Origin of the sequence: Spiroplasma endosymbiont of Nomada ruficornis, assembly GCF_964030795.1 — a bacterium.
In the GTDB taxonomy this organism is placed as follows: domain Bacteria; phylum Bacillota_I; class Bacilli_A; order Mycoplasmatales; family VBWQ01; genus Spiroplasma_E; species Spiroplasma_E ixodetis_A.
On sequence record NZ_OZ034962.1, the window covers coordinates 710,474 to 733,641 of the forward strand.

Genomic DNA, 23,168 nt, shown 5'->3' on the forward strand with positions numbered 1-23,168 from the left:
TAACAACTATGTTGTAGTTCACTTTTTTATTTCCCTAACACGTGTTGATAATAGTGCTAAAGACGGTTATTAAAAATTTTAAAATTTTACAATTACAAAAAAAGACAAGAATTTTATTCTCGTCTTTTGTCATTTATTTTTTAATTTAATAGTTTAAAAAAGAAAGGAGTTATTTTTAAAAATTTTTATTTATCGACATCTTCGGTACGCTCCCAAAGTTTAGCAGTGATTTAAGAAAGATTTATGTTGAAAGTCTAAAAAAAAGTTTGCAAACTAACTCTAATTTATCTAATATTAATACCTTAATAGAAAATGCAATGATAGCTATTCAGAAATTTGTTGAAGAAAAAATAATTCTCTTAGGAGCAAATAATCGATATAAATTTTAGTTTTTATACTTATAGATTTTATTTCAAAATAAAAAGTGAACAATATTGTTCACTTAAAATAGTTACTATTTTATTTTTTTAAAATATAAATAATTAAGAAAATTGCTCAAAACTTTTTCATTCAAATTTATTATCCTATTTATAATAGGATTTTATTATAAAGTCAAGATTAAAAAAATATATCTTTAATAGTAATAGCAATAAAGATAACTAAAAATAATATAGCTCCAGCAATACTGACAATAATTTTATATTTTTCATTTATTTTTTTTCTTGTTACCGCTTCAACTGCATTTTCAACAAATTTATAACCATCCAATGGCGGAATTGGTAACATATTTAATAAAAATAAATTAGATGATAATAATGCTGCTCAACGAAAATATGTACTTGCTGCTTGTGTTGATGATAAATCAGGATTTAAAAAACTATTAGTTGATTTAACAATACCAACAGGTCCTGATAAATTTTGTCAATGAAAAGTAACTAATTGTCCTAATGCTTGTAAAAGACTGTAACTATCTTTAAAAGTATCAATGATACCATTACTAATAACTTGCCCTGCATTTAAATAATAACTACCTTGACTAACACCAATGAATAATACTCCTTTTTGTTCTACAGGTTTAAAAGTAACAGTTTTATCATCTTTACTATCAAAAGTAATTTTGTAGTCAGCAATAACTGTACCATTAGTAGTCTTTTTATTATATTTACTTAATCATGTTTGTAAATCATAATATGATTTAATTGATTGTTTAGATTCAATATCACCAGTATTATAAATACCAGCAATAGCATCAGTATCTAAAATTGGTAAACTTGGATTATCTTTATTATATTTTTGAACAGCTTCATATAATGGTCCTGTTGTTGCATAGGTTGGTGGCAAGTTAGGATCATATTTATGTGGATAAATTCCATATCCAATCATTAATAAAATAAAAGCTAATAATAAATTCATTAGTGCACCTGCACTAATGAAAGCTGCTTTTTTACCACGTTGCAAGTTTTCCATCATTCGTTTACTATCAATTACTTCATCTTCTCGTCCTTTAGGAGCATCAGCAATTTCTGAAGCAATAGAAACATAACCACCCAATGGTAATAGTCTTAAAGTATAACGTGTTTCTTTTTTACCTCACTGCAAAAGTTTTGGTCCCATACCAATAGCAAATTCATATACATATGCTCCTGATAATTTAGCAATTACAAAATGAGCAAATTCATGCAAGGTAATTAAAAATAATATTGTAAATAAACCAATTAAAATGGCTAAAAATATATACATAACTTCATCCTTAAATTTTATATATTAAGCAATAGCTGCTAGAGTAATTAGAAAACCAAAAATAACTACTGTTGAAAATGAATCTAAACGATCTAATAATCCTCCATGTCCAGGTAGAATATTTGAAAAATCCTTAACATGATAATTACGTTTCAAATAAGAAAATAATAAATCACCCATTTGACTAGCAATTGAAAGAATAAAACTAGTAGCAAAATAAGCAATATAGATTGGTGTTTTACTATTAACTTCTAAAAAAGGTAAGGGATTATAATTACTTGTTTCTAAAAAAACAGTTACTGTTATCATACTTAAAATAATTGCTGTTATTAAACCAGTAATAGCACCTTCTCAAGTTTTATTTGGTGATACACTTGGTGCCATTTTTGTTTTACCATAAATTATACCACCAATAAAAGCACCAACATCATTAGACATAACAATAATGAATAAAAACAATAATGTTGGTCATCCTAGTTTTGAAAGTTTAATTTCTGATAACATTAAAAAATTAACAGCTTTAACAACAAACACTAAATAAATAATTCAAGTAAAAATAAAAATAACATCACTTAATTGAAAATTTTTACTTCGTCAAGCAATTAAAATAAACATACAAATGAAAAGTAATAAAATTCATAAAGTCATTCAAGTTTCACATCAATAATGATTATAAATATATGGACCAAAAGTTTCTTTACCAAGCGGAACTCATAAAAGTATGATTCCTGTTAAAATTATAGAAATTTTAAGTACAATTGATCAATTTGATTCTTTTTTTAAATTAATAATTTCTCATAAAAAACCAATAAAAATTAAAGTATTAATTATCATAAATGTATACGCTGATCACTGTGGTTTATTACCAAAAATTGGTTCTAAATAAACTGCCCCAATAAACATTCATAATACACCACAAGCAATTAACATAAAGCTTGTAAGAATACGATTTCGATAGGTTCTAAAAAAATTACTAAGTTTTGCAAAAAAAGAAACTTTAGATTTTATATTTTCTTTATTTATTATCTTTTTTTTCACAATATTTAACCCCTAACTATTTATTGCTTTATTGCTAAATTTTCATTAAATCGGCTTTTTTATTGTTTTCTATTAATACAAGTTCTTTAATTTTACTATCAGTTAAATCTTGAATTGTAGTTTCTGCATGCTTTTCTTGATCTTCTGGTAATTTTATTTTTTTCAGATTTTGAACAGCATCACGTCGACAATTACGGATTTTAACTTTATATTCTTCAGTTTTTTTACTCAAATCTTTAACTAAAGTTTTACGAACGTCTTCTGTTAATTGTGGGAAAATTAAACGTATATTCTCTGCTTCGCTTTTAATTTGTAATTTCAAATCAGCTTTTGTAACAGCTTCTGTAATGTCTTTAATTAAACTACGATCATATGGTTTAATTAATAATTGATGTGCTTCTGCTACTTTAACTTGGGCAATATTACTTAAACTATCAACACCACCATAACATCTAACATTAATTCCTTCTAAGATATTAGGATTAGCTCTTCCGGTGCGAATTTTGTTAATTTCATTTTTATAACGTAAAATTATTTCATTCATCAGATTTGTGGCTTCTAAAATAATAACTTCCATATTTGTTTTCCTCCTAGTTAATAATTTTAAGTTGTTTTTAAATCAAACTATAAAAATTATATAATAATTTTTATTAAAACCAATGTAAAACTATTTAAAAAAATAAAAAACATCATTAATTAATGATGTTTTTTTATTAATATCTTTGGATTTTATTTTCATCATTGTTTAAATCAACTAATATAAAAATACCACCAATAATACCTAATGCAGCACCAAAGATAACTCCTAATATTGCTAAAGCAATTTTTTGATCAGTAGTCGCTTCACCTTTACTTACTTTTTTGTATAAAATAAAACCGGGTATTGTTCATAATAAAGGAATTATAAATATTGATTCTAAAATAAAAACGATAAATATTAATATACTTCCTGCTTTTAACATTTTTTTCTCCTTCTTTAATTTTTATAATTAATAATATCACTTAATAAAATTGAAATATACAATTGTGTCCTCATTTAAAGTTTAGTTTTTTAACTTATCAATGTTATCACTTTAATTACTATCGATTTCAAATGTCTAATTATTAATAATTTTCATTTATATTAATAGTAACAAAAAAATATGATAATTAACAACAACTGTCATTATATTTTTTAAAATATTTAATGATTTAAACAGTTGATGGTATACCACAGTCTATTCTAGGTAAAAGATGAACATCACCAAAATATATTGCTAAATAAACTTTTAAATTTCTAAAATTTCCTGTTACTAATGGACCATCAGCAACTCTAGCATGAAACTGGGTACTAACATTTGTATTTAATAGTTGAACTAGAGAATCAAATTGTTTTTGTTTACTTTCTGATTTTATTACTAATTTAAAATCAGTAACAGATTCACCTTGTTTAAATCCTTGCGCAGCAGTTAATTTTAAACCATTTTTATCACTAATAAGTTCAGTAATAACTATTTTTGAAATGTATAACCCATCATTTTTAGCAGTATTGATAGTATAAGATTTTAATACACTATCATCATCTTTACTCATAATATCAATTTTACAAGTACCAACAAGAACTTTAAAATCAGTTCCTGTATTATTTTCTTCAGTTTTACCTGCTTCAGTACTTGTAACTTTTGCAGATAAGGTAGTAATTTTTTTAACATCATCAGGTGAATATTCTTCATTTTCACTACCACTTGTAATTCCTAATTCTTTCAAAAATGCTGCAGCATCAGCATCTTTTGCTTGATTTGGATTTCTAATTTCGTTTGCGTTTAATAAACTGTTTTTAAAATTAGTCATTATAATTTTTGTGTCATCAGCCTCAATTGAATACTTCTCTTTACCAGTAGTATCATCCTTCTTTAATTCTTGATTAATTAAACTTGTATTTTCATCACTATATCATCCTAATAATTTTGCATATTTACCATTTAATATTGGTGCTTTTGTTTCAAAGTCACAGGCAACAATTGAACTTGCTGCAGTTGTAGTTAAAGCAGTAGCAGCCATTAATCGTAATAATGTTTTTATATTTTTCATATAATGTTTTCTCCCCTTTTAGATAATTTTCTAAAAAATATAAATTATTTTCTGCTATTTATTATTCTTAAATTGAAACTATTTTTATAATTTTAATAAATTAATAAAATTTTTTAAGTGATAAAAAAGAATATAAATTAAAAAAGATTGCAATTGCAATCTTTTAAAATATTTAATGATTAAGCAGGAGCAATATCGCAATCAATTCTACTTGAAAGTACTACACTACCAAAACTTATTTGTAAATAAACTTTTGAATTTGGAAAATTTCCTGTTACTTCTGTTCCTGCAGAAGCATTATCAAAAAACTTTGTAGTAACATTTATTTTTAATAATTTAACTAAAGAATCAAATTGCTTTTGTTTAACTGCATTTTTTATTTTTAATTTAAAACTAGAAACAGGTTTTGTTCGTTTAAATCCTTGCGCATCAGTTAATTCTAAACTATCTTTATCTGTTATAAGTTTATCAGTACCAATAACTTCAGTTGAAATATTTAATGCATCTTTCTTAAGAGTGTTAATAGTATATTTTTTTACAGATTTGGCATCATCTCCAGTTGCCTTATCCATAATATTAATTTGACAAGTACCAGCTTCAACTTTAAAATCAGTTGTACCAGCAGCTTCAATTTTACCTGCTTCAGTACTTTCAACTTTTGCAGATAAAGCAGTAATCTTTTTAACATCATCAGCTGAATAAAACTTCTTGCTATCAGGTGTAAATCCTAAATCTTTAAAAAAGGCTGCAGCATCATCACTTACTGCTTGACTTTTATCAGAATCAGTACCAGTACCTGCTTTTAATAATTTTTCGTTAAATTTAGTTGCTGTAATTTTTGTATTATCAGCAGCACTAACAGCAATTGAATAACTTTCTTTACCAGCAGTATCATCCTTTTTTAATTCTTGATTAATTGTACTTGTATTTTCATCACTATATCATCCTAGTAATGTTGCATATTTGCCATTCAATGCTGGCGCTTTTGTTTGAGTTCCACATGCAACAACTGAACTTGCTGCAACTGTTGTTAAAGCAGCAGCACCCATTAGTCGTAGTAATGTTTTCATGTTTCTCATATTGTTTTTCCCCCTTAGATAATTTTTCTGAAAAATATAAACTATTTTCTGCTCTTAATTATACATTCTTTTTTATTTGGTGCTCTTTTTATAATATTTTTCATTATTAAGTGTTATTTTGCTTTTTTTAAGAAAATAATTTCAAAAATGTTAGGATTAAATTGTTAATTAACTGAACATTCTTATTATTTTTTATATATACTCTACAGTACTTCCAAGATTATTGAGTAATATAATGTAAAAAGACCTGAAAAATTTTCAGGTCTTTTTATATTTAAAAATTAAGAACAGAAAATAAAAATACATTTTTTTAATTAAAATTTCAAGGACAGAAAATTATTAGAAAAATTCATTTATTAAATTTTGTTCGCTTATAACTGTGTTTTTAATAGTCTAATTGTTCTTTATGAATTTGAATGTTTTCTGGATTATTATTATTTAAAATAATTTGATTCATTATATTTCTTTGACTATTAGAAGTAGAAGTACATTTTCCTGAATTTTCTTCAATTTTATTTTTAATATATTCAGATAATTCAAATAAATTTAATGCTTTCTCATTTATTTTTAAGTTACTATTTTCAGTAATTTGTAAATTATTTTGAACAAATACTACAAGGCTAAAAAATTTAAATTGTTTTAAATTAATGTTTTCTTTTTTTAAAAGATAAGAATAGTTCTAACATGACTTCTATTTTGATAAAGAGGTGATGGAATAAATTCTTGTCTTTCACCATGATATTGGATTCAGTTTTTTTTAAAATAATCTCCATAACTTTTTAAAGATCAATTTTTAGTCTCAATTATAAAAATACAACTATTTAAAATTAATAAATGATCAATTTGATTAATTTTTCCTTCAATAGATGGTAAATATAAATTGTTAAATAATTGTAAATCTTCTTCATTAAACATACTTATTATTTTTTCTTTAACAATTAATTCACCTTTAATACCTAACGTATTATTTAAATTATCATTATATTGATAAGGATGTTCAAAATTTTTTAAATTTGGATAAATTTTTTCATAATTTTTAATTCGATTTTCTAATTCTATCATTTGATAAGAATATTCTATTTCTTTACTTTTTTCTAAATTAAAATAATTTTTTTTATAGCTAAATTGTAAAGGTAAGTGCAACTAAATTATTTTTCTATCCAAATATTCGATTGGTGAAAGATAATTTAGTATTTTTCTCGGTCTTTGATTTAAAGACAATATAAATTTATGAACTTCATTTTTATTAGTTTTTGAAAAAATAAATTTTTTAGGAAATTTTTCTCTAATTAAACCATTAGTATTTTCATTAGTACCTCTTTGTCAAGGTGAATATGGATTGGCAAAATAAATTTTTACATCTAAATTTTTTTCAAGTTGTTGTCAATTTGAAAATTCTTTGCCACGATCAAAAGTAATAGTTTTAACAATGTTTTTAGGAAGAATTGATAAATAATAACTGACATTTTTATTAATAACTTTAGTAGTTCTGTTTTTAACTAATATTGCTAAAGTAAATCGCGATACTCTTTCAACTAAAGTTATTAAACATGATTTGCTTTTACCTCGATTTTTAAACTTATGAAAACTAATATGTGATTGTTTTCGATTTTCAGCTTTATTTTGTGCAATTAATGAAAAATCATGATTATTATCTTTATTTCTATTAATTTCTCGAATAATAGTACTAATACTTCGATTAAGATTTTTAGCTATTTCACTAATTTTAAATTTAAATTTCAATTGATTCTCAATATAAATCCTTTCATCTATGCCAAGATGTTTATAACTCATATAAAAACTCCTTACTTTTTTCTAAACTAAATTTAGCATTATGAAATTTTTATATGAGAATTTTTTGCAATTTTATTTACTTGCACTTACAAGTATAATTCAGCGTTGTAGAAATAAATAAATTATAGTCACTTACTAAAAATCATGACTCTAATTTTTTATCTTTTAATTCTAGTTCATCAGATAATGGTCATACTTTTGAATTTTTAGAAACATCATAACCAATTTTATCATTAGTTACTCTTGCATTATTAATAATTTCTTTTCTTGTTTCTCTACCACCACCAATAGCAATTAAATCTAAAACTGATTTTTCTTGTCCTATAAATTGTTTTGCTAAATTTCAAGGTAATATTTGTTCACTAAATCATTGTTGTAATATTCTAACTTTTGGTTGAGTTTCAATAGGCATTGATAATAGCGGAAATGCTATCTTATCTTTGACAAATAACTTTGGGTATACCTCCATATTGTCGACTTCACCAAGTACCTTTATATTGCCAAAAATCATGCTTCTAGGTGCTTTAATTTTTAAACCAATAACTTTGGTGTCTTTATCTAGTGGTTTTTGTAATTTAATAATAATTGGATAACCATCTCTTGTTTTAAAGTCTTTAATTTTAATAATAGTAATACTTTTAGTACTTCTAGTTTTTGGATTTTGATAAGGTTCTGAATAATTATTAATAATATATAAATTATCAATATTATTTTCAGTTAATGGTTCATTTATACTAACTGCATATAACTTAAATTGATTTAATAAATTTATTTCTTGAAATATTAAATTTTTAATATCAGTCATACTATATTCAATTGTATTGTCATTAATATTAGTACTTGCTCTTTGATTTAATTGCATAGTAAAATCAGATGTTTCAACAGCAGTAGTTTTTAATACTTTATCAATATCAATAAAACCTATTTTAATAGTATTTGCTGAAAATCTTAAACTATTATTTTCATTATTTTTAAATAAACGTTCAATTTCATAAATATAAATTTTTCTTTTTTTAAATTCATCGTATGCTCTATTAATATCAGGGTCACTAGTAGCACTCATCATATTAGTAAAATCATAAGGAATATTATCAATTAAATAATCATTTTCTATTTCTGCTTGATTAAGTTTAGTTTGTTTCTGTGGAAACTTCGTTTGTGGTTTGTTGTTGTTTTCCATTGTTTTCTCCTATTAATTGGTTATTTTCTGGATTAAATAATTTTAATTTAACTGTTAAGTTATTAATTTCTTGTTCATCATTAATATTAAATGTTTTACTATTTAATAAATCTTTATCTAAACGTACTAATATTTGAATAAATTTAAGAATATCAATATTAAATTGTCATAATTTTTGTTCAATATAATTAATAGTTGAAATATTTACCGCTGTACTTTCGGGAACCGATTGTTGTGCTGATTTCTTTTGACTTGGTATATGAATACCACAACGTTTAAATATTTCATTAATATTTCAATCATATATATCAGTTAAATTTTTACCTTTAAAATTACTACTTGTCATATTAATATTTTCACTTTTTTCATTATTATCACCAGTAGTTTTTCAAATATAGTTGTTAGTAACTAATGTTCTTACGGCTTCATCCATTGTAGATTTAGCATTACCATAAGTTTGGTCAAAAATAAACTTTGGTGAATTTAAAATAGTATCTAAAACAATTTGTTCATAAATAACATCTAATGCTTTAATTTTATCCATTACTTTATTACAATCTGCTAACTCATTTGCTTTATTTCTCATAATTGCTATTGGAATATAATTAATATTTAATGTTTGTTCTTGTTCTAAATTAGGATTATTACTATATTCTTTAAAAGGTAAAGGAAATTGTTTTTTATTATCACTAATACTATAAATTGCACGATTAATAGTTACTTGTTCATTATTTAATTTATAAACTTCAAATAATCTTACTGTTTGTGCATTTTGTTGATAACTATCATAAAAAATAGTACATTGAATTAATTTACCAGTAATATCATAAATTCTTTGCTATATATCTACTACTTGAAAATATAAATCATCATTAGCAATATAAATTAAATAACCACTAATTCCTAATTTGCTTAATTTAAAAATAGAATTTCAATTCTTTCTATAAAATTCTTGTTTAATTAAATATTGTTTAATAGTTTCATTATTAATATCCAATGGAGCATTATATAAATTAGCATTATTTTCAGCAACAAAATCAGTAAAATAAGTCTCATGATTAAAATCATTAAAACCAAAATAACTTAAAATAGAAGTGTGTGTACTTTTATTTTCTAAAAAAATTAATTTAGATTTTTCTTCATTATTATTAATATTTGTTTTATCTTTTCTTGGTCAAAAAGGTTTCATTTTTTTCTCCTTTCTAAAATATTTGATTAATTTTTAAGACAATTTTTACTATAATAAATATAATTAAACCAGCAACAGCAGAAGATAATAAAACTCCAATTAAACTTAAAATAATTTTTATAATTTTTCAAATCATAATTTTATTCCTGTAATTCTTCTACTTTTCATGTATTACCTTTATCGCTACCTTTTAAAGAATAAATAGTAATAAATTTTGAGTGTTGTACTGATAAAACTAAGACATTAGTATTATTGTTAAAAACTTCTATTGGTACACCTGCTATTTTTGTATTAGTTATAATAAATTCTTTAATTGCAAAAACATTATTATATATATTTCAAGAATAATAAACTTTATATCTTTTATTAACTATAAAATCATAAGTAATTTGTCAATTATCTCATTTATTTTTTTCTCTTATTCCTACTTCTTTTCAAATTGAACTACTTGGAGGAATTGGAATTGGTTGTGGTTGTTTTTTGATAATTTCATTAATAGCACCAGCAACAGTTTTATCAGTAGTTTCTAAATTAGGAATTTCAGTACCAATAGTATTTATAGAAAAAGCATATTTGAATTGGTCTTTATCCATTTTATTGTCTAATTTTTTATCTACTTCTTCTTTTTTATAATAATCAGTTAAATCAGTTTTCCCGCAAGTAGCACTAATTTTATTATTTTCATCAATTTTAATATTTTCACCAGCAATTAACTTATCTTGTTTTTTATCTAATAATTGATTTGTTTCTAGTTTTGTATAATAATCATGTTCAGTATTTTCTTCTGCTATAAATTCAGTTGGTGTATCTATTCCTTGATATTGATATATTTCTTCTATATCACCAATTAAATTAATTTTTCCAAGTTCAGGATAAGAATTACCACCACCACTAAATTGTTTCTTTTTATTGTTATAGTAAATAGTTCCAATATTTAAAATATTTTTATTTTGTATTTGTTCTCCATAAGTCATGGAATCAACATTTAACAATTCAAATTCGTTAAAAACATTATTTAAATAAATTTTAATTACTTTATAAAATTTCATAAAGTTATTTTCTGTTGAATATTGATAACTGATTTTAATAAAATATCATTTAAATATTTCTATATTATTATTTTCAACTTTTTTTCATAAGGGACTAGTTTCAATATTAAATCAATTATTTTTAACATCATTAATATTTTCGTTTGTTTTAATTAATTCACTATTTAATTTGGTAATTTCATTTTCATTTGTAGTAATTCGTTTTTGTTGTTTAGCAGAAAAATCACAAGTTGGTGCATGTGTATAATCACCAATTTGTGGATTGTTTTGTAAAACATCAGGTGGTAATGTTCCAATTTCATTAGGTCAATCTAAAATCATAGTTTCAGTTTTTGAGTCATATTCTGTTGCAACATAACCTTTATTTATTAAATTTGTAACTGGTCCCCTATATGTTTCATTTTTATTACCATTAATGGTATCATCATATAATTTTATTTGCTTTGATAATGTAAATTCTTTTTGTTCTTGAATTAATTCATTAACTTGGTTTCTAGTATAAAATGCTTTTAAGTCAATTTTTTCAACATCTATTTCATCATTATTATAATTTGAAAATATTTGTTTTAATTCTGTTAATCTTGCTCATATTTTCATTCTACTAGGTGCTAAATCTCAAATATTAATCGTAGGAGTACTACTTGCACTAAATTGATTACCATTATTAAATTGAATAGTAGCATCAACATTAAATTCAATTGGTGTACGATTAAATACTCAATGTTCAACCATAACATAAACCATATCTCTTAAAGTTTCTTTAATTAATTCATCTTTAAAACTATCAAAAGGAAATTTAGATAAAATAAAATCAAGATAAGCATTAATATCATTTTGAGCACGAATAGCAAATGTTTTAAATCAATCATCAACATTTGGTCATGTATTTATATATTGTCGTGGTGTTTCTGTAATTGTTCCAGTTAATGGATATCAGTTATTATAATTTTCTAAACTGACACCAGTTCAAAGTTTATTAATCATATTTTATCATTCCTTAAAAAATGCTTTTTTATAACGTTTGGTTTTTGATTTAGTTTTTCTATGTGATATATGTATAATTTCTTTTTGTAATTTTTTCTTTCCTTTTTTTACAACTTGATTATATGCAAATTTTTCTAAATGTCTTAACAATCCAGTACCAAATACAGTATTAACTGATAATTTTAAACCCACCCTTTTAAATTATTTATTGACATTATCAATAGGATTATTAATAACATTAACTACTTTATGATAAGTTCTAATTGTCCTTAATATTTGCCTATAAATTTTAAAACTATCTTTAATCATTTGTTGTACAACTGGTAGAGCAAAAGCAATACTTTTTAATCATTTATTTTGACTAACTCCATATCCAATATATCAACCGCTATATCATCTATATCAATGAAATGGATGTATTTGAATAACAAAAGTTTCTGCTTTGATAATACTATCAATAACTACAATTGGTTTATATTTAGGATTACGATGATAAATAGTAATTCCACATTTATCTAATGATAAAGGTTGAATTTTACAAGCCATAAATACTGGTGAATTTAATGGAATGAATTGTGCATGTTTAATTGCTTTCTTTTCAGCACTTGTAAATACATCAATTGTTTTTTCTTTTAATTTATTAATTTTTTCAAATGCTTGTTTTTCTAATTTTTCGAATTTCTCTTGTAATTTATAAATATTTATTCTTATTTTTTCAAAATATGAAGTATCTTTTCAAAATTTATTTAAACCTTTTTTAAAATAAAATTTAATATCAAAATATTTAAAAGTTTGATTTGCTTTTAATACTAATTTATGAATTGAACTATTTTTAAAATTAAATTTAATTGCATTAGCACGAATTTTTTGTAAATCTAAAATTAAAGATTTTCCATATCTATTTTCTGCATGTATTGTATGAACTAAATTTAATCAGTCATGTTGGTTCATTTTTAATACTTCTTTTAAATCAGTATTATATTTTTGTAAAAAATTGTTTGCTTTATCAATATCTTTAATTTTAAATTTAGGAGTTAACTGTGGACTTAACTTTATTAATTCATTTTGTAATAATAAATAATTTTTTAATTCTTGTACTTCTAATTTTGCAAAATTATTTTTATATTGTCTTTCAGCAACAAAACCTAAATTTTGTATTATTGTTTCGCGATTTGGAGCATGGTTATAATTAAATAAATAACGTTTATTTCCAATAATTTTATCTGTTAAAATTTCTTTTCCACTTACTTGACTAATGATTTCTTGTAAATTTTTTGCTTTTTTAATACCAATTTGTTCTAATGTTTTAGTTTTTTCTGCTAAACTAATAAATTTAGTTGTACGATAACCACGACTAATTCTATTAAGTCCAGCAAATGCAGGTAATATATTAAAAAAAGTATTTAATGGTGTAACATTTCCTTTTAAATAATCATAAACTTGATTAATAGTAAAATCAGTTAAAAACTCTACACCAACAGCACTAATACTAGCAAGTAAATCACTTGCACCTAAACCAAGTGCTAAACTTTCACTTAATCCACCAGTAAAAGGAGCAAGTGCTACTGCTATTACTTGTACACCAATCATTTCTAAAATTTCTCATCATCAACTTTTATGTTCTTGTTGTTGACTTGTTCTAGTATGTTTTGGTTTATTTATGTTTGCTGAATTATACTTGTAAGTGCAAGTAAATAAAATTGCAAAAAATTCTCATATAAAAATTTCATAATGCTAAATTTAGTTTAGAAAAAAGTAAGGAGTTTTTATATGAGTTATAAACATCTTGGCATAGATGAAAGGATTTGTATTGAGAATCAATTGAAATTTAAATTTAAAATTAGTGAAATAGCTAAAAATCTTAATCGAAGTATTAGTACTATTATTCGAGAAATTAATAGAAATAAAGATAATAATCATTATTTTTCATTAATTGCACAAAATAAAGCTGAAAATCGAAAACAATCACATATTAGTTTTCATAATTTTAAAAATAAGAATTTAGTAAAATATGTACAACAAAAATTACTATTAGGTTGATCACCTGAACAAATTTATGGCAGAATTAAAAATTTTCATAAAGAGTGAGTTATTAGTTTTAAAACAATTTATACTTGAATTTATTTTGGAATGCTTGATAAAGTTACTAGTAAAAATTTAAGAAGAAAAGGTAAAAAACGAAAATCTAAAGAAAATCGTGGCAAGTTTAATGGTAAATCAATTAAAGAACGAGATATAAATGTTAATGATCGTATAACACTTGGTCATTGAGAAGGAGATACTATAGTATCATCACGAGGTAAAAGCAAATCATGTTTAATAACTTTAGTTGAAAGAGTATCGCGATTTACTTTAGCAATATTAGTTAAAAACAGAACTACTAAAGTTATTAATAAAAATGTCAGTTATTATTTATCAATTCTTCCTAAAAACATTGTTAAAACTATTACTTTTGATCGTGGCAAAGAATTTTCAAATTGACAACAACTTGAAAAAAATTTAGATGTAAAAATTTATTTTGCCAATCCATATTCACCTTGACAAAGAGGTACTAATGAAAATACTAATGGTTTAATTAGAGAAAAATTTCCTAAAAAATTTATTTTTTCAAAAACTAATAAAAATGAAGTTCATAAATTTATATTGTCTTTAAATCAAAGACCGAGAAAAATACTAAATTATCTTTCACCAATCGAATATTTGGATAGAAAAATAATTTAGTTGCACTTACCTTTACAATTTAGCATCATTAGTATTAAAGAATAAATAATCTAATTTATTTTGTTTACATGTTCAACAAAAATACTTTTTCATTATGAGTTGAAATTTCCTTATAAGAAGTAACTATATAATTAATTGGTAAATCATCATGTTTATATGGATTATTTATTTTAAAACCTTTTCTGTTTTCTTCTCACGTAATGTTATATTTAAAACAAGGATTAGTAATTTTAGTTTTGTTATCTGTTATTTCACCCATAAATCAACTATTATGCTGTTCATAAAATGTTAATTGTTCAAGTTTTATATCATTAAGATAATATTATTTTGGAGCAGTTGGTTTATTAACAGTTATTTTTTGGTCTTTAATATATGGTTCTAATAACTTTATTAATTCATTACCACTTAATTCTTTTTTAATATTTTCTAAATTAAAAACTCAATATGTGCAACTGTTATCAACAATAAAAGAATTATTTTTAATCATTCATTTTGGAAGAGATAATTTATATTCAACATAATCAATAAGAATAGATGGTGGTTTATCTTTAACAATTTGTTCTTTTTTAAATTCTATTTGCATAATAATCCTTTCCTAATATGTTCTGTTGCTTCTAGCATAAAGAACATATATTTTTATTCTTAGATTATTAATAATACTACTATTTGTTTTATTCATTCCAGCAATTCTGGGCTCAAAAATAAATTGTGAAATTTTAAAAAACATTGAGGCATTCGATTCAATATTTATTTAATTTGCGTTTAGCAAATTAATATTTTAATTGAACCGGTCCCGCTCAATTTTTTTTACAAGTTTGAAATTTATTTTCTCGCCCAAAAATTTTTCAAAAAAAAATAAAAAATAAAACCAACACTTGCTCACTTGGTAGTGGCAAGGTTGGTTAAATAAAGAATAATAGTTGGTCCCCACTCCGGGTCTATATATACTAGTTTCCAATTCGCTCCCACCCCAAGAATTACCATTTCTGGTTAGTATATTTTATTAGGTATCACTCCACTTTTTATTTATCCATGCAAGTCCACATGCTAGCTACTATTTTTAACAACTATGTTGTAGTTCACTTTTTTATTTCCCTAACACGTGTTGATAATAGTGCTAAAGACGGTTATTAAAAATTTTAAAATTTTACAATTACAAAAAAAGACAAGAATTTTATTCTCGTCTTTTGTCATTTATTTTTTAATTTAATAGTTTAAAAAAGAAAGGAGTTATTTTTAAAAATTTTTATTTATCGACATCTTCGGTACGCTCCCAAATTTAATAAATAAATCTTAACATTTTTACTAATGTTTGAAAATATTTTAAAAAAATGTCTAATCTTTGATAAGCAGAATATATAGGAGATTAATATCAATATAAGAACAAATTAGTATTGAAAAGCAATTTAGTTCCCATTGATTTTAAAAAATAGAAACTTTAAAATGAATGTTATATCTTTCAATGATAATAGAACAAAAACAATTACTACTATATAAATAATTATATTTAATCAGTTTAAAACTTGAAAATTACCATTAATATAATGAAAGATATTTATACAATATAATCTACGATAATAAAACTCTATCATTTAATAAATTTCTATTGTTTTCAAATTAATAATATTGTATAATGAACAATGAATTAGAATTATAGCAAGACAGCTACCAGCTGTCTTTATTATTTCTAGTGTAATATATTTTATTTTTTTATTTAAGTATATTTTCATTTTGAAATAAATCTATTTCAAATACTATTAAATAATAAACAACAATGTTTATAAAAAACAAGGAGGAGAAAAAGTGGACAAAGAAATTAGTCAAATCATTTTAAATGCCATAAATGAAATTGCTGAAGAAAAACAAATAGCAAAAGAAGATATCATTGAAGCTTTAAAAGAAGGACTAAAAAAAGCATATGAATATCAAAGTCATCGTGATGATAGTACAAATATCAGAATTGAAATTGATCAAAATAAAGGTACTATTAAAATTTTAAAGGATTTAATTGTTGTTCCAAAAGTTGAAGATCCTGAATTAGAAATTGCACTTTCAACTATTAAAACAAAGAATCCCGGCTTAACAATTGGTGATACATATACGCAAATAATTCCTAGTGATCAATTCTCTCGTTTATCAATTTTTAAAGCTATTCAAGTAGTGAAACAATCAATTCGTGAAGCAGAAAAAACATCAATTTATGATGAATTTATTGATAAAAAAGATCACATATTAATTGGTACTATTGAAAGCGTTGAAGAAACTTATATGTTAATTAAAATTGGTAGAGCCTATGCTTTCTTACCAAAACAAAATCAAATCCCTAGTGAGATCTTACCAAAAAATAAACCAATCGCTAATAATACTTACATCAAATTTTATGTTGAAGATATTATTAAAAATAAAAACTATGGTCAAATTTTAGCATCAAGAACTCACGTTAATTTTTTACGTTGTTTACTAGAATTAGAAGTTCCTGAAATAGCACAAGGTGTAATCGAAGTTAAAGATATTGCTCGTATTCCTGGAATTAGAGCTAAGGTTGCAATTGTTAGTCATGATCCAAGCATTGATGGTATTGGTGCATGTATTGGTCCAAAAGGCGAAAGAACAAAATTAATTACGCAAGAATTAAGTGGCGAAAAAATTGACATTATTGCCTGAAATCCTAATATAAAAGAATATATAATTAACGCTTTAACACCAGCTAAAGTTATTTCAATTGATATTAATGAAGAAGAAAAACAAGCAAATATTATTGTTCCTACTGAACAATTATCATTAGCTATTGGTAAAAATGGTATGGCTGCTAAATTAGTTGCCGGTGTAACTCACTGAAATATTAATATTACTTCATTAGAACAAGCAAATGAAAATAATATTAAATTTACTTGAAATGGTAATATTAAAGAAAGTGAATATGAAAAGTTTATATCTGAATTATTAAAAAAAACACAATGAAAAAATAAAAATCAATAAACAATAAAGTAGGTCGTTATGAATAAAATACCTTTAATTCAACGTAAAAAAATACCAATGCGTAAATGTATAGTTACAAATACTATTTTACCTAAACGTGAATTAATTAGAATTGTTATTAATAAAGAAGGACAATTATTCATTGATAAAACTGGCAAACAAAATGGTCGAGGTGCCTACATCCAACCTAAACTTGAATTAATACCTTTGCTTATTAAAAATAAGGCATTAGAACGAGCATTAAAAACAAAAATTCCAAATGAATTTTATGAACAATTAATTAATGAAATTAAAAAAAATTGAGATTAATTTTCCCAAGCGAAAGGCGGGATGCAAATGGCAAAAAAAGGAATATCTCAACAAACACAAAATATTAATCAACAAATAAAACAAAAAACATCTCAAATTAATGAAAAAGGAGTATTTTTATATAACGAACCTTTAACTATTTCAGAATTTGCTAAAGCATTGCATCATCCAGTAACTGACATTATTAAATACTTCATGAAACAAGGCAAACTATTTAATCAAAATCAAATATTAACTCAAGAATTAATGCTTGAACTTTGTTTGGAATGAAATATTGATTTTGAAAAAGCTAAAGTGGTAACATATGAAAACTTATTAGAAAATATTAATCTAGAAGATGATAAAAAAAATTTAGTAACTCGACCACCTGTTGTTACAATTATGGGCCATGTTGATCATGGAAAAACAACACTATTAGATACTATCCGTAATTCTAAAGTTACTAATCAAGAACACGGTGGTATTACTCAACATATTGGTGCTTATCAAATTAAAACTAATAATAAATTAATTACTTTTATTGATACCCCAGGTCATGAAGCATTTACTGAAATGCGTTCACGTGGTTCTAAAATTACTGATATTGTTGTTCTAGTAGTTGCTGGTGATGATGGTGTGATGCCACAAACTCGTGAAGCAATTGACCATGCAAAAGTAGCTGGTGTTTCAATTATTGTTTTTGTTAATAAAATGGATAAACGAAATGTTAATACTGATCGCATTATGAATGAACTAGCTAATTGTGATTTAACTAGTGAAGAATGAGGTGGCGATACTATTTTTGTTTATGGTAGTGCTTTAAAAAATCAAGGAATTGATGAATTATTAGAAGCCATATTAGTAATTGCTGAATTAAAAGAACTAAATGCTAATCCAAATCGATTTGCTAATGGAACTGTTATCGAATCTCATCATGATAAAAATGTTGGTTCAATTTGTACTTTATTAATACAAGGTGGAACACTAAAAGTTACTGATATTGTAGTTGCTGGTAGTGTTAAAGGAAAAATTAAACGCCTTATTAATGATACTGGTAAAATAATTACTAAAGCTGGACCTTCAATGCCTGTTCAAGTTTTAGGATTTGAAACAGCCCCTACTCCTGGTGAATCTTTTATTGTTTTTAATGATGATAAATTAGCAAGAAAAGTAGCACTAGTACGACAAACAGAAGAAACAAATAAAATTAGAAATAATCGACAAATTAGTTTAGGTAATTTAACACAAGATGTTGCTACAGGTGAATTAAAACAAATTAATGTTATTTTAAGAGCAGATACTCAAGGTTCAGTGCAAGCAATCGTTCAAGCAGTAAATAAAATTAATGTTAATGATATTACTGTTAAGTTTATTAGAGCAACTATTGGTGGTATTAGTGAATCAGATATTAAACTTGCTCAAACTTCAGGAAGTATTATTTATGGTTTCAATGTTCGTCCCAATCATGTTATTCGTGAAGCTGCTAACAATGCCGGTGTTGAAATTAGATTACATAATATCATTTATAAAATAACTGAAGAATTAGAATTGGCTGCTAAAGGTTTATTAGAACCAACTTATGAAGATAAAATTCTTGGTCAAGCACGAGTTATTAAAACTTTTCATTTTTCAAAAGTAGGAACAATTGCTGGTTGTGTTGTCATTAATGGTTTCATTCAACGTAATAGCAAAGTTCATATCATTCGTGATGATGTTGTTATTTATAACGGTGAAATCAGTGGTTTAAAACATGAAAAAAATGATTTAAAAATTGCTAAAAAAGAAACTCAATGCGGTATTACTATTAAAAATTTTAATGACTTAAAAGAAAATGATATTATTGAATCATATTTAGTAGAAGAAGTGGAGACAAAATAGGATGTCTATCATTAAATTTGAACAACAAGAAAGTTTCTTAAAAAAAGAAATTACTAATATATTAAAAAAAGAATCAAAAAATATTCTTTTCAAAGATATCACTATTACTAATGTAAAAATAACAAAAGATAACAGTTATGCTACCATTTATTGAACAGTTTACTTAGATAATTTAGATATTAAAACTATTAGTAATGCTTTAGAAAAAGCGAAAGGTTTTTGTCGAAGCACACTTGCCAAAACAAGTAATAAATATAAAGTTCCAGAATTACGCTTTAAATATGATAATACCAACACTAGAGTTAAAAACATTGAAGAAATATTAAAAAATATTAAAAATAATAATTCTTCAAATGAATAAAAATAATTAAAATGAGATTTATAATCTCATTTTAATTATTTAAATTTAAAATTTTTTTATAGTAATTATTAAATAATTACTATAAAACACTATTTAAAAAAATAAAATTATTAGTATAATAAAAAAGGAATCATCAATAAAATAAGGGAATTATTCAGTAGCTACTAAGTAAGAAAGGAAAGCTACTATTAATGGCACAAAAAATTTATTCAACACCAAATAGTGATGATTTTTATGTTATTCCTGAATTTTTAGAACATCAACAATGTTGAATGGTATGACCAGAAAGAACTGATAATTGAAGATTAGGCGCTAAACCAGCACAAGAAAAAATAAGTAAACTTGCTAATATTATTAGTAAACATGAACATGTAAATATGATTGTTAGTAAAAATCAATTTAATAATGCTAGAAATTTATTAAATAAAAATATTACAATTATCGAAATGTCTACTAATGATTGCTTTATTCGTTATGATGGTCCAATCTTTCTTCAAAATAAAGAAACAAAGAATATTAGAGGCTTAAAATTTAATTTTAATGCTTGAGGTGGAGAAATAGCAGGTATTTATTCACCTTGAAATTATGATGATATGGTAGCATACAAAATATTTGAACTACAAAAAATTGATTACTATTTTCTACCAATTATTTTAGAATCTAGCATGATTATGTTAGATGGTGAAGGTACTTGTTTTGCTAGTTATGAAGGTATTTTATGCCAAGAACGTAATCCTAATTTATCACAAGAACAAATAGAAATATATTTAAAAGATTATCTAAATGTTGTAAATATTATTTTAATACCTTATGGATTACCATATGATGAAACCAAAGGAAGATTAGATAATATCATGTGTATAGTTGATAGTAATACTATTTTATTAAGTTGAACAGAAAATACTATTGATGATTGTTATCTTGCTGTTAAAAATTGTTGAGATGTATTATCAAAATCAATAAATGCTCATGGCAAAAAATATAAAATTATAAAAATTCCTTTACCAAAAAATGACGTTCGTAATAGTGATGATATTAAAATGATTGATTTTAACATTTATCATAATCGTATCCTAGCAAATCAAAAACTTGTCACTAGTTATCTTAACTTATATATAAGTAACAAAGTTGTTATTATTCCTACTTTCAATGATGAAGAAAGTGAAACTAAACTTCTAGATATTTTATCAAAAACAAATGTATTTAATAATAAACAAATTGTTTTATTTGATGCTCGAGAACTTATTCTTGGTAAAAGTGGTATTCATAGTTTAATTTGTCATCAACCAGCTTTAATATCTACTACATAATTTTATAAACTTTTATCTTATTCTTTATCTTTAAATTAAAAAAAATTTAACTAGTTAAAACTTAATTATTTTAACTAGTTATTTCTATTTAAAAAATATAAAATTTATTAAATTTAATTTAAATTTGCTAAATTGTAAAGGTAAGTGCAACTAAATTATTTTTCTATCCAAATATTCGATTGGTGAAAGATAATTTAGTATTTTTCTCGGTCTTTGATTTAAAGACAATATAAATTTATGAACTTCATTTTTATTAGTTTTTGAAAAAATAAATTTTTTAGGAAATTTTTCTCTAATTAAACCATTAGTATTTTCATTAGTACCTCTTTGTCAAGGTGAATATGGATTGGCAAAATAAATTTTTACATCTAAATTTTTTTCAAGTTGTTGTCAATTTGAAAATTCTTTGCCACGATCAAAAGTAATAGTTTTAACAATGTTTTTAGGAAGAATTGATAAATAATAACTGACATTTTTATTTATCGACATCTTCGGTACGCTCCCAAATGAATTAATAAAGTTAAGTCCACAGTTAACTCCTAAATTTAAAATTAAAGATATTGATAAAGCAAACAATTTTTTACAAAAATATAATACTGATTTAAAAGAAGTATTAAAAATGAACCCACATGACTGATTAAATTTAGTTCATACAATACATGCAGAAAATAGATATGGAAAATCTTTAATTTTAGATTTACAAAAAATTCGTGCTAATGCAATTAAATTTAATTTTAAAAATAGTTCAATTCATAAATTAGTATTAAAAGCAAATCAAACTTTTAAATATTTTGATATTAAATTTTATTTTAAAAAAGGTTTAAATAAATTTTGAAAAGATACTTCATATTTTGAAAAAATAAGAATAAATATTTATAAATTACAAGAGAAATTCGAAAAATTAGAAAAACAAGCATTTGAAAAAATTAATAAATTAAAAGAAAAAACAATTGATGTATTTACAAGTGCTGAAAAGAAAGCAATTAAACATGCACAATTAATTCCATTAAATTCACCAGTATTTATGGCTTGTAAAATTCAACCTTTATCATTAGATAAATGTGGAATTACTATTTATCATCGTAATCCTAAATATAAACCAATTGTAGTTATTGATAGTATTATCAAAGCAGAAACTTTTGTTATTCAAATACATCCATTTCATTGATATAGATGATATAGCGGTTGATATATTGGATATGGAGTTAGTCAAAATAAATGATTAAAAAGTATTGCTTTTGCTCTACCAGTTGTACAACAAATGATTAAAGATAGTTTTAAAATTTATAGGCAAATATTAAGGACAATTAGAACTTATCATAAAGTAGTTAATGTTATTAATAATCCTATTGATAATGTCAATAAATCATTTAAAAGGGTGGGTTTAAAATTATCAGTTAATACTGTATTTGGTACTGGATTGTTAAGACATTTAGAAAAATTTGCATATAATCAAGTTGTAAAAAAAGGAAAGAAAAAATTACAAAAAGAAATTATACATATATCACATAGAAAAACTAAATCAAAAACCAAACGTTATAAAAAAGCATTTTTTAAGGAATGATAAA

At 23.7% G+C, this 23,168-nt stretch carries 26 protein-coding genes; 7 read left to right on the forward strand and 19 right to left on the reverse strand.

Annotated elements, in window-relative coordinates; translation table 4 throughout:
- Positions 1-558: 558 nt before the first annotated feature.
- The 15 genes from AAHM79_RS04365 to AAHM79_RS04435 form a co-directional block, all read right to left on the reverse strand.
- Positions 559-1,680, reverse strand: a complete 1,122-nt coding sequence (locus tag AAHM79_RS04365; RefSeq protein ID WP_342258191.1) for a site-2 protease family protein — start codon at positions 1,678-1,680, stop codon at positions 559-561.
- 24 nt (positions 1,681-1,704) lie between these two features.
- Positions 1,705-2,718: a phosphatidate cytidylyltransferase gene (locus AAHM79_RS04370; protein ID WP_342258192.1), complete on the reverse strand. Its 1,014-nt coding sequence runs from the start codon at positions 2,716-2,718 to the stop codon at positions 1,705-1,707.
- A 34-nt stretch (positions 2,719-2,752) separates the two neighbouring features.
- Positions 2,753-3,295, reverse strand: a complete 543-nt coding sequence (locus AAHM79_RS04375; protein WP_252319733.1) for a ribosome-recycling factor — start codon at positions 3,293-3,295, stop codon at positions 2,753-2,755.
- 136 nt (positions 3,296-3,431) lie between these two features.
- On the reverse strand, positions 3,432-3,680 hold the full coding sequence (locus AAHM79_RS04380) for a hypothetical protein (RefSeq protein WP_342258193.1): 249 nt from the start codon (positions 3,678-3,680) through the stop codon (positions 3,432-3,434).
- 229 nt (positions 3,681-3,909) lie between these two features.
- The gene (locus AAHM79_RS04385; protein WP_342258194.1) at positions 3,910-4,788 is read right to left on the reverse strand and encodes a hypothetical protein; all 879 of its coding nucleotides are present in this window, start codon (positions 4,786-4,788) and stop codon (positions 3,910-3,912) included.
- 179 nt (positions 4,789-4,967) lie between these two features.
- On the reverse strand, positions 4,968-5,867 hold the full coding sequence (locus AAHM79_RS04390) for a hypothetical protein (RefSeq protein WP_342258195.1): 900 nt from the start codon (positions 5,865-5,867) through the stop codon (positions 4,968-4,970).
- 660 nt (positions 5,868-6,527) lie between these two features.
- A complete protein-coding gene (locus tag AAHM79_RS04395) occupies positions 6,528-6,929 on the reverse strand; it encodes a nuclease-related domain-containing protein (protein ID WP_342258196.1) in 402 nt (133 codons plus the stop codon).
- Between the two features lie 81 nt (positions 6,930-7,010).
- The gene (locus AAHM79_RS04400; RefSeq protein ID WP_342258197.1) at positions 7,011-7,661 is read right to left on the reverse strand and encodes an IS30 family transposase; all 651 of its coding nucleotides are present in this window, start codon (positions 7,659-7,661) and stop codon (positions 7,011-7,013) included.
- A gap of 76 nt (positions 7,662-7,737) precedes the next feature.
- The gene (locus tag AAHM79_RS04405) at positions 7,738-8,841 is read right to left on the reverse strand and encodes a hypothetical protein (protein WP_342258198.1); all 1,104 of its coding nucleotides are present in this window, start codon (positions 8,839-8,841) and stop codon (positions 7,738-7,740) included.
- Positions 8,792-9,427, reverse strand: a complete 636-nt coding sequence (locus tag AAHM79_RS04410) for a hypothetical protein (protein WP_342258199.1) — start codon at positions 9,425-9,427, stop codon at positions 8,792-8,794. The genes AAHM79_RS04405 and AAHM79_RS04410 overlap by 50 nt, the downstream gene beginning before the upstream one ends.
- A 252-nt stretch (positions 9,428-9,679) precedes the next feature.
- Complete coding sequence (locus AAHM79_RS04415) at positions 9,680-10,030, reverse strand: hypothetical protein (RefSeq protein WP_342258200.1); 351 nt, start codon at positions 10,028-10,030, stop codon at positions 9,680-9,682.
- 13 nt (positions 10,031-10,043) lie between these two features.
- Positions 10,044-10,166 (reverse strand): hypothetical protein, encoded by a 123-nt coding sequence (locus tag AAHM79_RS04420; RefSeq protein ID WP_338957828.1) that lies wholly within the window; start codon positions 10,164-10,166, stop codon positions 10,044-10,046.
- A 4-nt stretch (positions 10,167-10,170) separates the two neighbouring features.
- Positions 10,171-12,063 carry a hypothetical protein gene (locus AAHM79_RS04425; RefSeq protein WP_342257209.1) on the reverse strand — a complete coding sequence of 631 codons (1,893 nt, stop codon included), beginning with the start codon at positions 12,061-12,063 and terminating at the stop codon, positions 10,171-10,173.
- A 3-nt stretch (positions 12,064-12,066) separates the two neighbouring features.
- Positions 12,067-12,255: a hypothetical protein gene (locus tag AAHM79_RS04430; RefSeq protein WP_342258201.1), complete on the reverse strand. Its 189-nt coding sequence runs from the start codon at positions 12,253-12,255 to the stop codon at positions 12,067-12,069.
- Positions 12,256-12,264: 9 nt separating this feature from the next.
- Entirely contained in the window at positions 12,265-13,653 is a 1,389-nt protein-coding gene (locus tag AAHM79_RS04435) for a hypothetical protein (protein WP_342258202.1), read from the reverse strand.
- A 180-nt stretch (positions 13,654-13,833) separates the two neighbouring features.
- On the opposite strand from AAHM79_RS04435, the gene AAHM79_RS04440 reads away from it, so the two are divergent.
- The gene (locus tag AAHM79_RS04440) at positions 13,834-14,784 is read left to right on the forward strand and encodes an IS30 family transposase (protein ID WP_342258203.1); all 951 of its coding nucleotides are present in this window, start codon (positions 13,834-13,836) and stop codon (positions 14,782-14,784) included.
- A 64-nt stretch (positions 14,785-14,848) separates the two neighbouring features.
- Here the strand turns inward: AAHM79_RS04440 and AAHM79_RS04445 are convergent, their stop codons facing one another.
- From AAHM79_RS04445 to AAHM79_RS04455, 3 genes are all read right to left on the reverse strand, one after another.
- The gene (locus AAHM79_RS04445; RefSeq protein ID WP_342257314.1) at positions 14,849-15,043 is read right to left on the reverse strand and encodes a hypothetical protein; all 195 of its coding nucleotides are present in this window, start codon (positions 15,041-15,043) and stop codon (positions 14,849-14,851) included.
- A 63-nt stretch (positions 15,044-15,106) separates the two neighbouring features.
- Positions 15,107-15,367, reverse strand: coding sequence for a hypothetical protein (locus AAHM79_RS04450; RefSeq protein WP_342257313.1), 261 nt, complete (start codon positions 15,365-15,367; stop codon positions 15,107-15,109).
- Positions 15,368-15,379: 12 nt separating this feature from the next.
- Positions 15,380-15,511: a hypothetical protein gene (locus AAHM79_RS04455; RefSeq protein WP_338958910.1), complete on the reverse strand. Its 132-nt coding sequence runs from the start codon at positions 15,509-15,511 to the stop codon at positions 15,380-15,382.
- 1,076 nt (positions 15,512-16,587) lie between these two features.
- On the opposite strand from AAHM79_RS04455, the gene nusA reads away from it, so the two are divergent.
- From nusA to AAHM79_RS04480, 5 genes are all read left to right on the forward strand, one after another.
- A complete protein-coding gene (gene nusA, locus AAHM79_RS04460; protein ID WP_338957112.1) occupies positions 16,588-17,763 on the forward strand; it encodes a transcription termination factor NusA in 1,176 nt (391 codons plus the stop codon).
- A gap of 18 nt (positions 17,764-17,781) precedes the next feature.
- Positions 17,782-18,072, forward strand: a complete 291-nt coding sequence (gene rnpM / locus AAHM79_RS04465) for an RNase P modulator RnpM (RefSeq protein ID WP_338957115.1) — start codon at positions 17,782-17,784, stop codon at positions 18,070-18,072.
- Positions 18,073-18,099: 27 nt separating this feature from the next.
- Positions 18,100-19,929, forward strand: a complete 1,830-nt coding sequence (infB, locus tag AAHM79_RS04470) for a translation initiation factor IF-2 (RefSeq protein ID WP_342258204.1) — start codon at positions 18,100-18,102, stop codon at positions 19,927-19,929.
- A gap of 1 nt (position 19,930) precedes the next feature.
- Positions 19,931-20,290, forward strand: a complete 360-nt coding sequence (gene rbfA / locus AAHM79_RS04475) for a 30S ribosome-binding factor RbfA (RefSeq protein ID WP_342258205.1) — start codon at positions 19,931-19,933, stop codon at positions 20,288-20,290.
- Positions 20,291-20,481: 191 nt separating this feature from the next.
- Positions 20,482-21,600, forward strand: a complete 1,119-nt coding sequence (locus AAHM79_RS04480) for an agmatine deiminase family protein (protein ID WP_342258206.1) — start codon at positions 20,482-20,484, stop codon at positions 21,598-21,600.
- 150 nt (positions 21,601-21,750) lie between these two features.
- Here AAHM79_RS04480 and AAHM79_RS04485 read toward each other — a convergent pair whose 3' ends face one another.
- Entirely contained in the window at positions 21,751-22,089 is a 339-nt protein-coding gene (locus AAHM79_RS04485; protein WP_342258207.1) for an IS30 family transposase, read from the reverse strand.
- 130 nt (positions 22,090-22,219) lie between these two features.
- On the opposite strand from AAHM79_RS04485, the gene AAHM79_RS04490 reads away from it, so the two are divergent.
- Positions 22,220-23,167: a hypothetical protein gene (locus AAHM79_RS04490; protein ID WP_342258208.1), complete on the forward strand. Its 948-nt coding sequence runs from the start codon at positions 22,220-22,222 to the stop codon at positions 23,165-23,167.
- Position 23,168 lies beyond the last annotated feature (1 nt).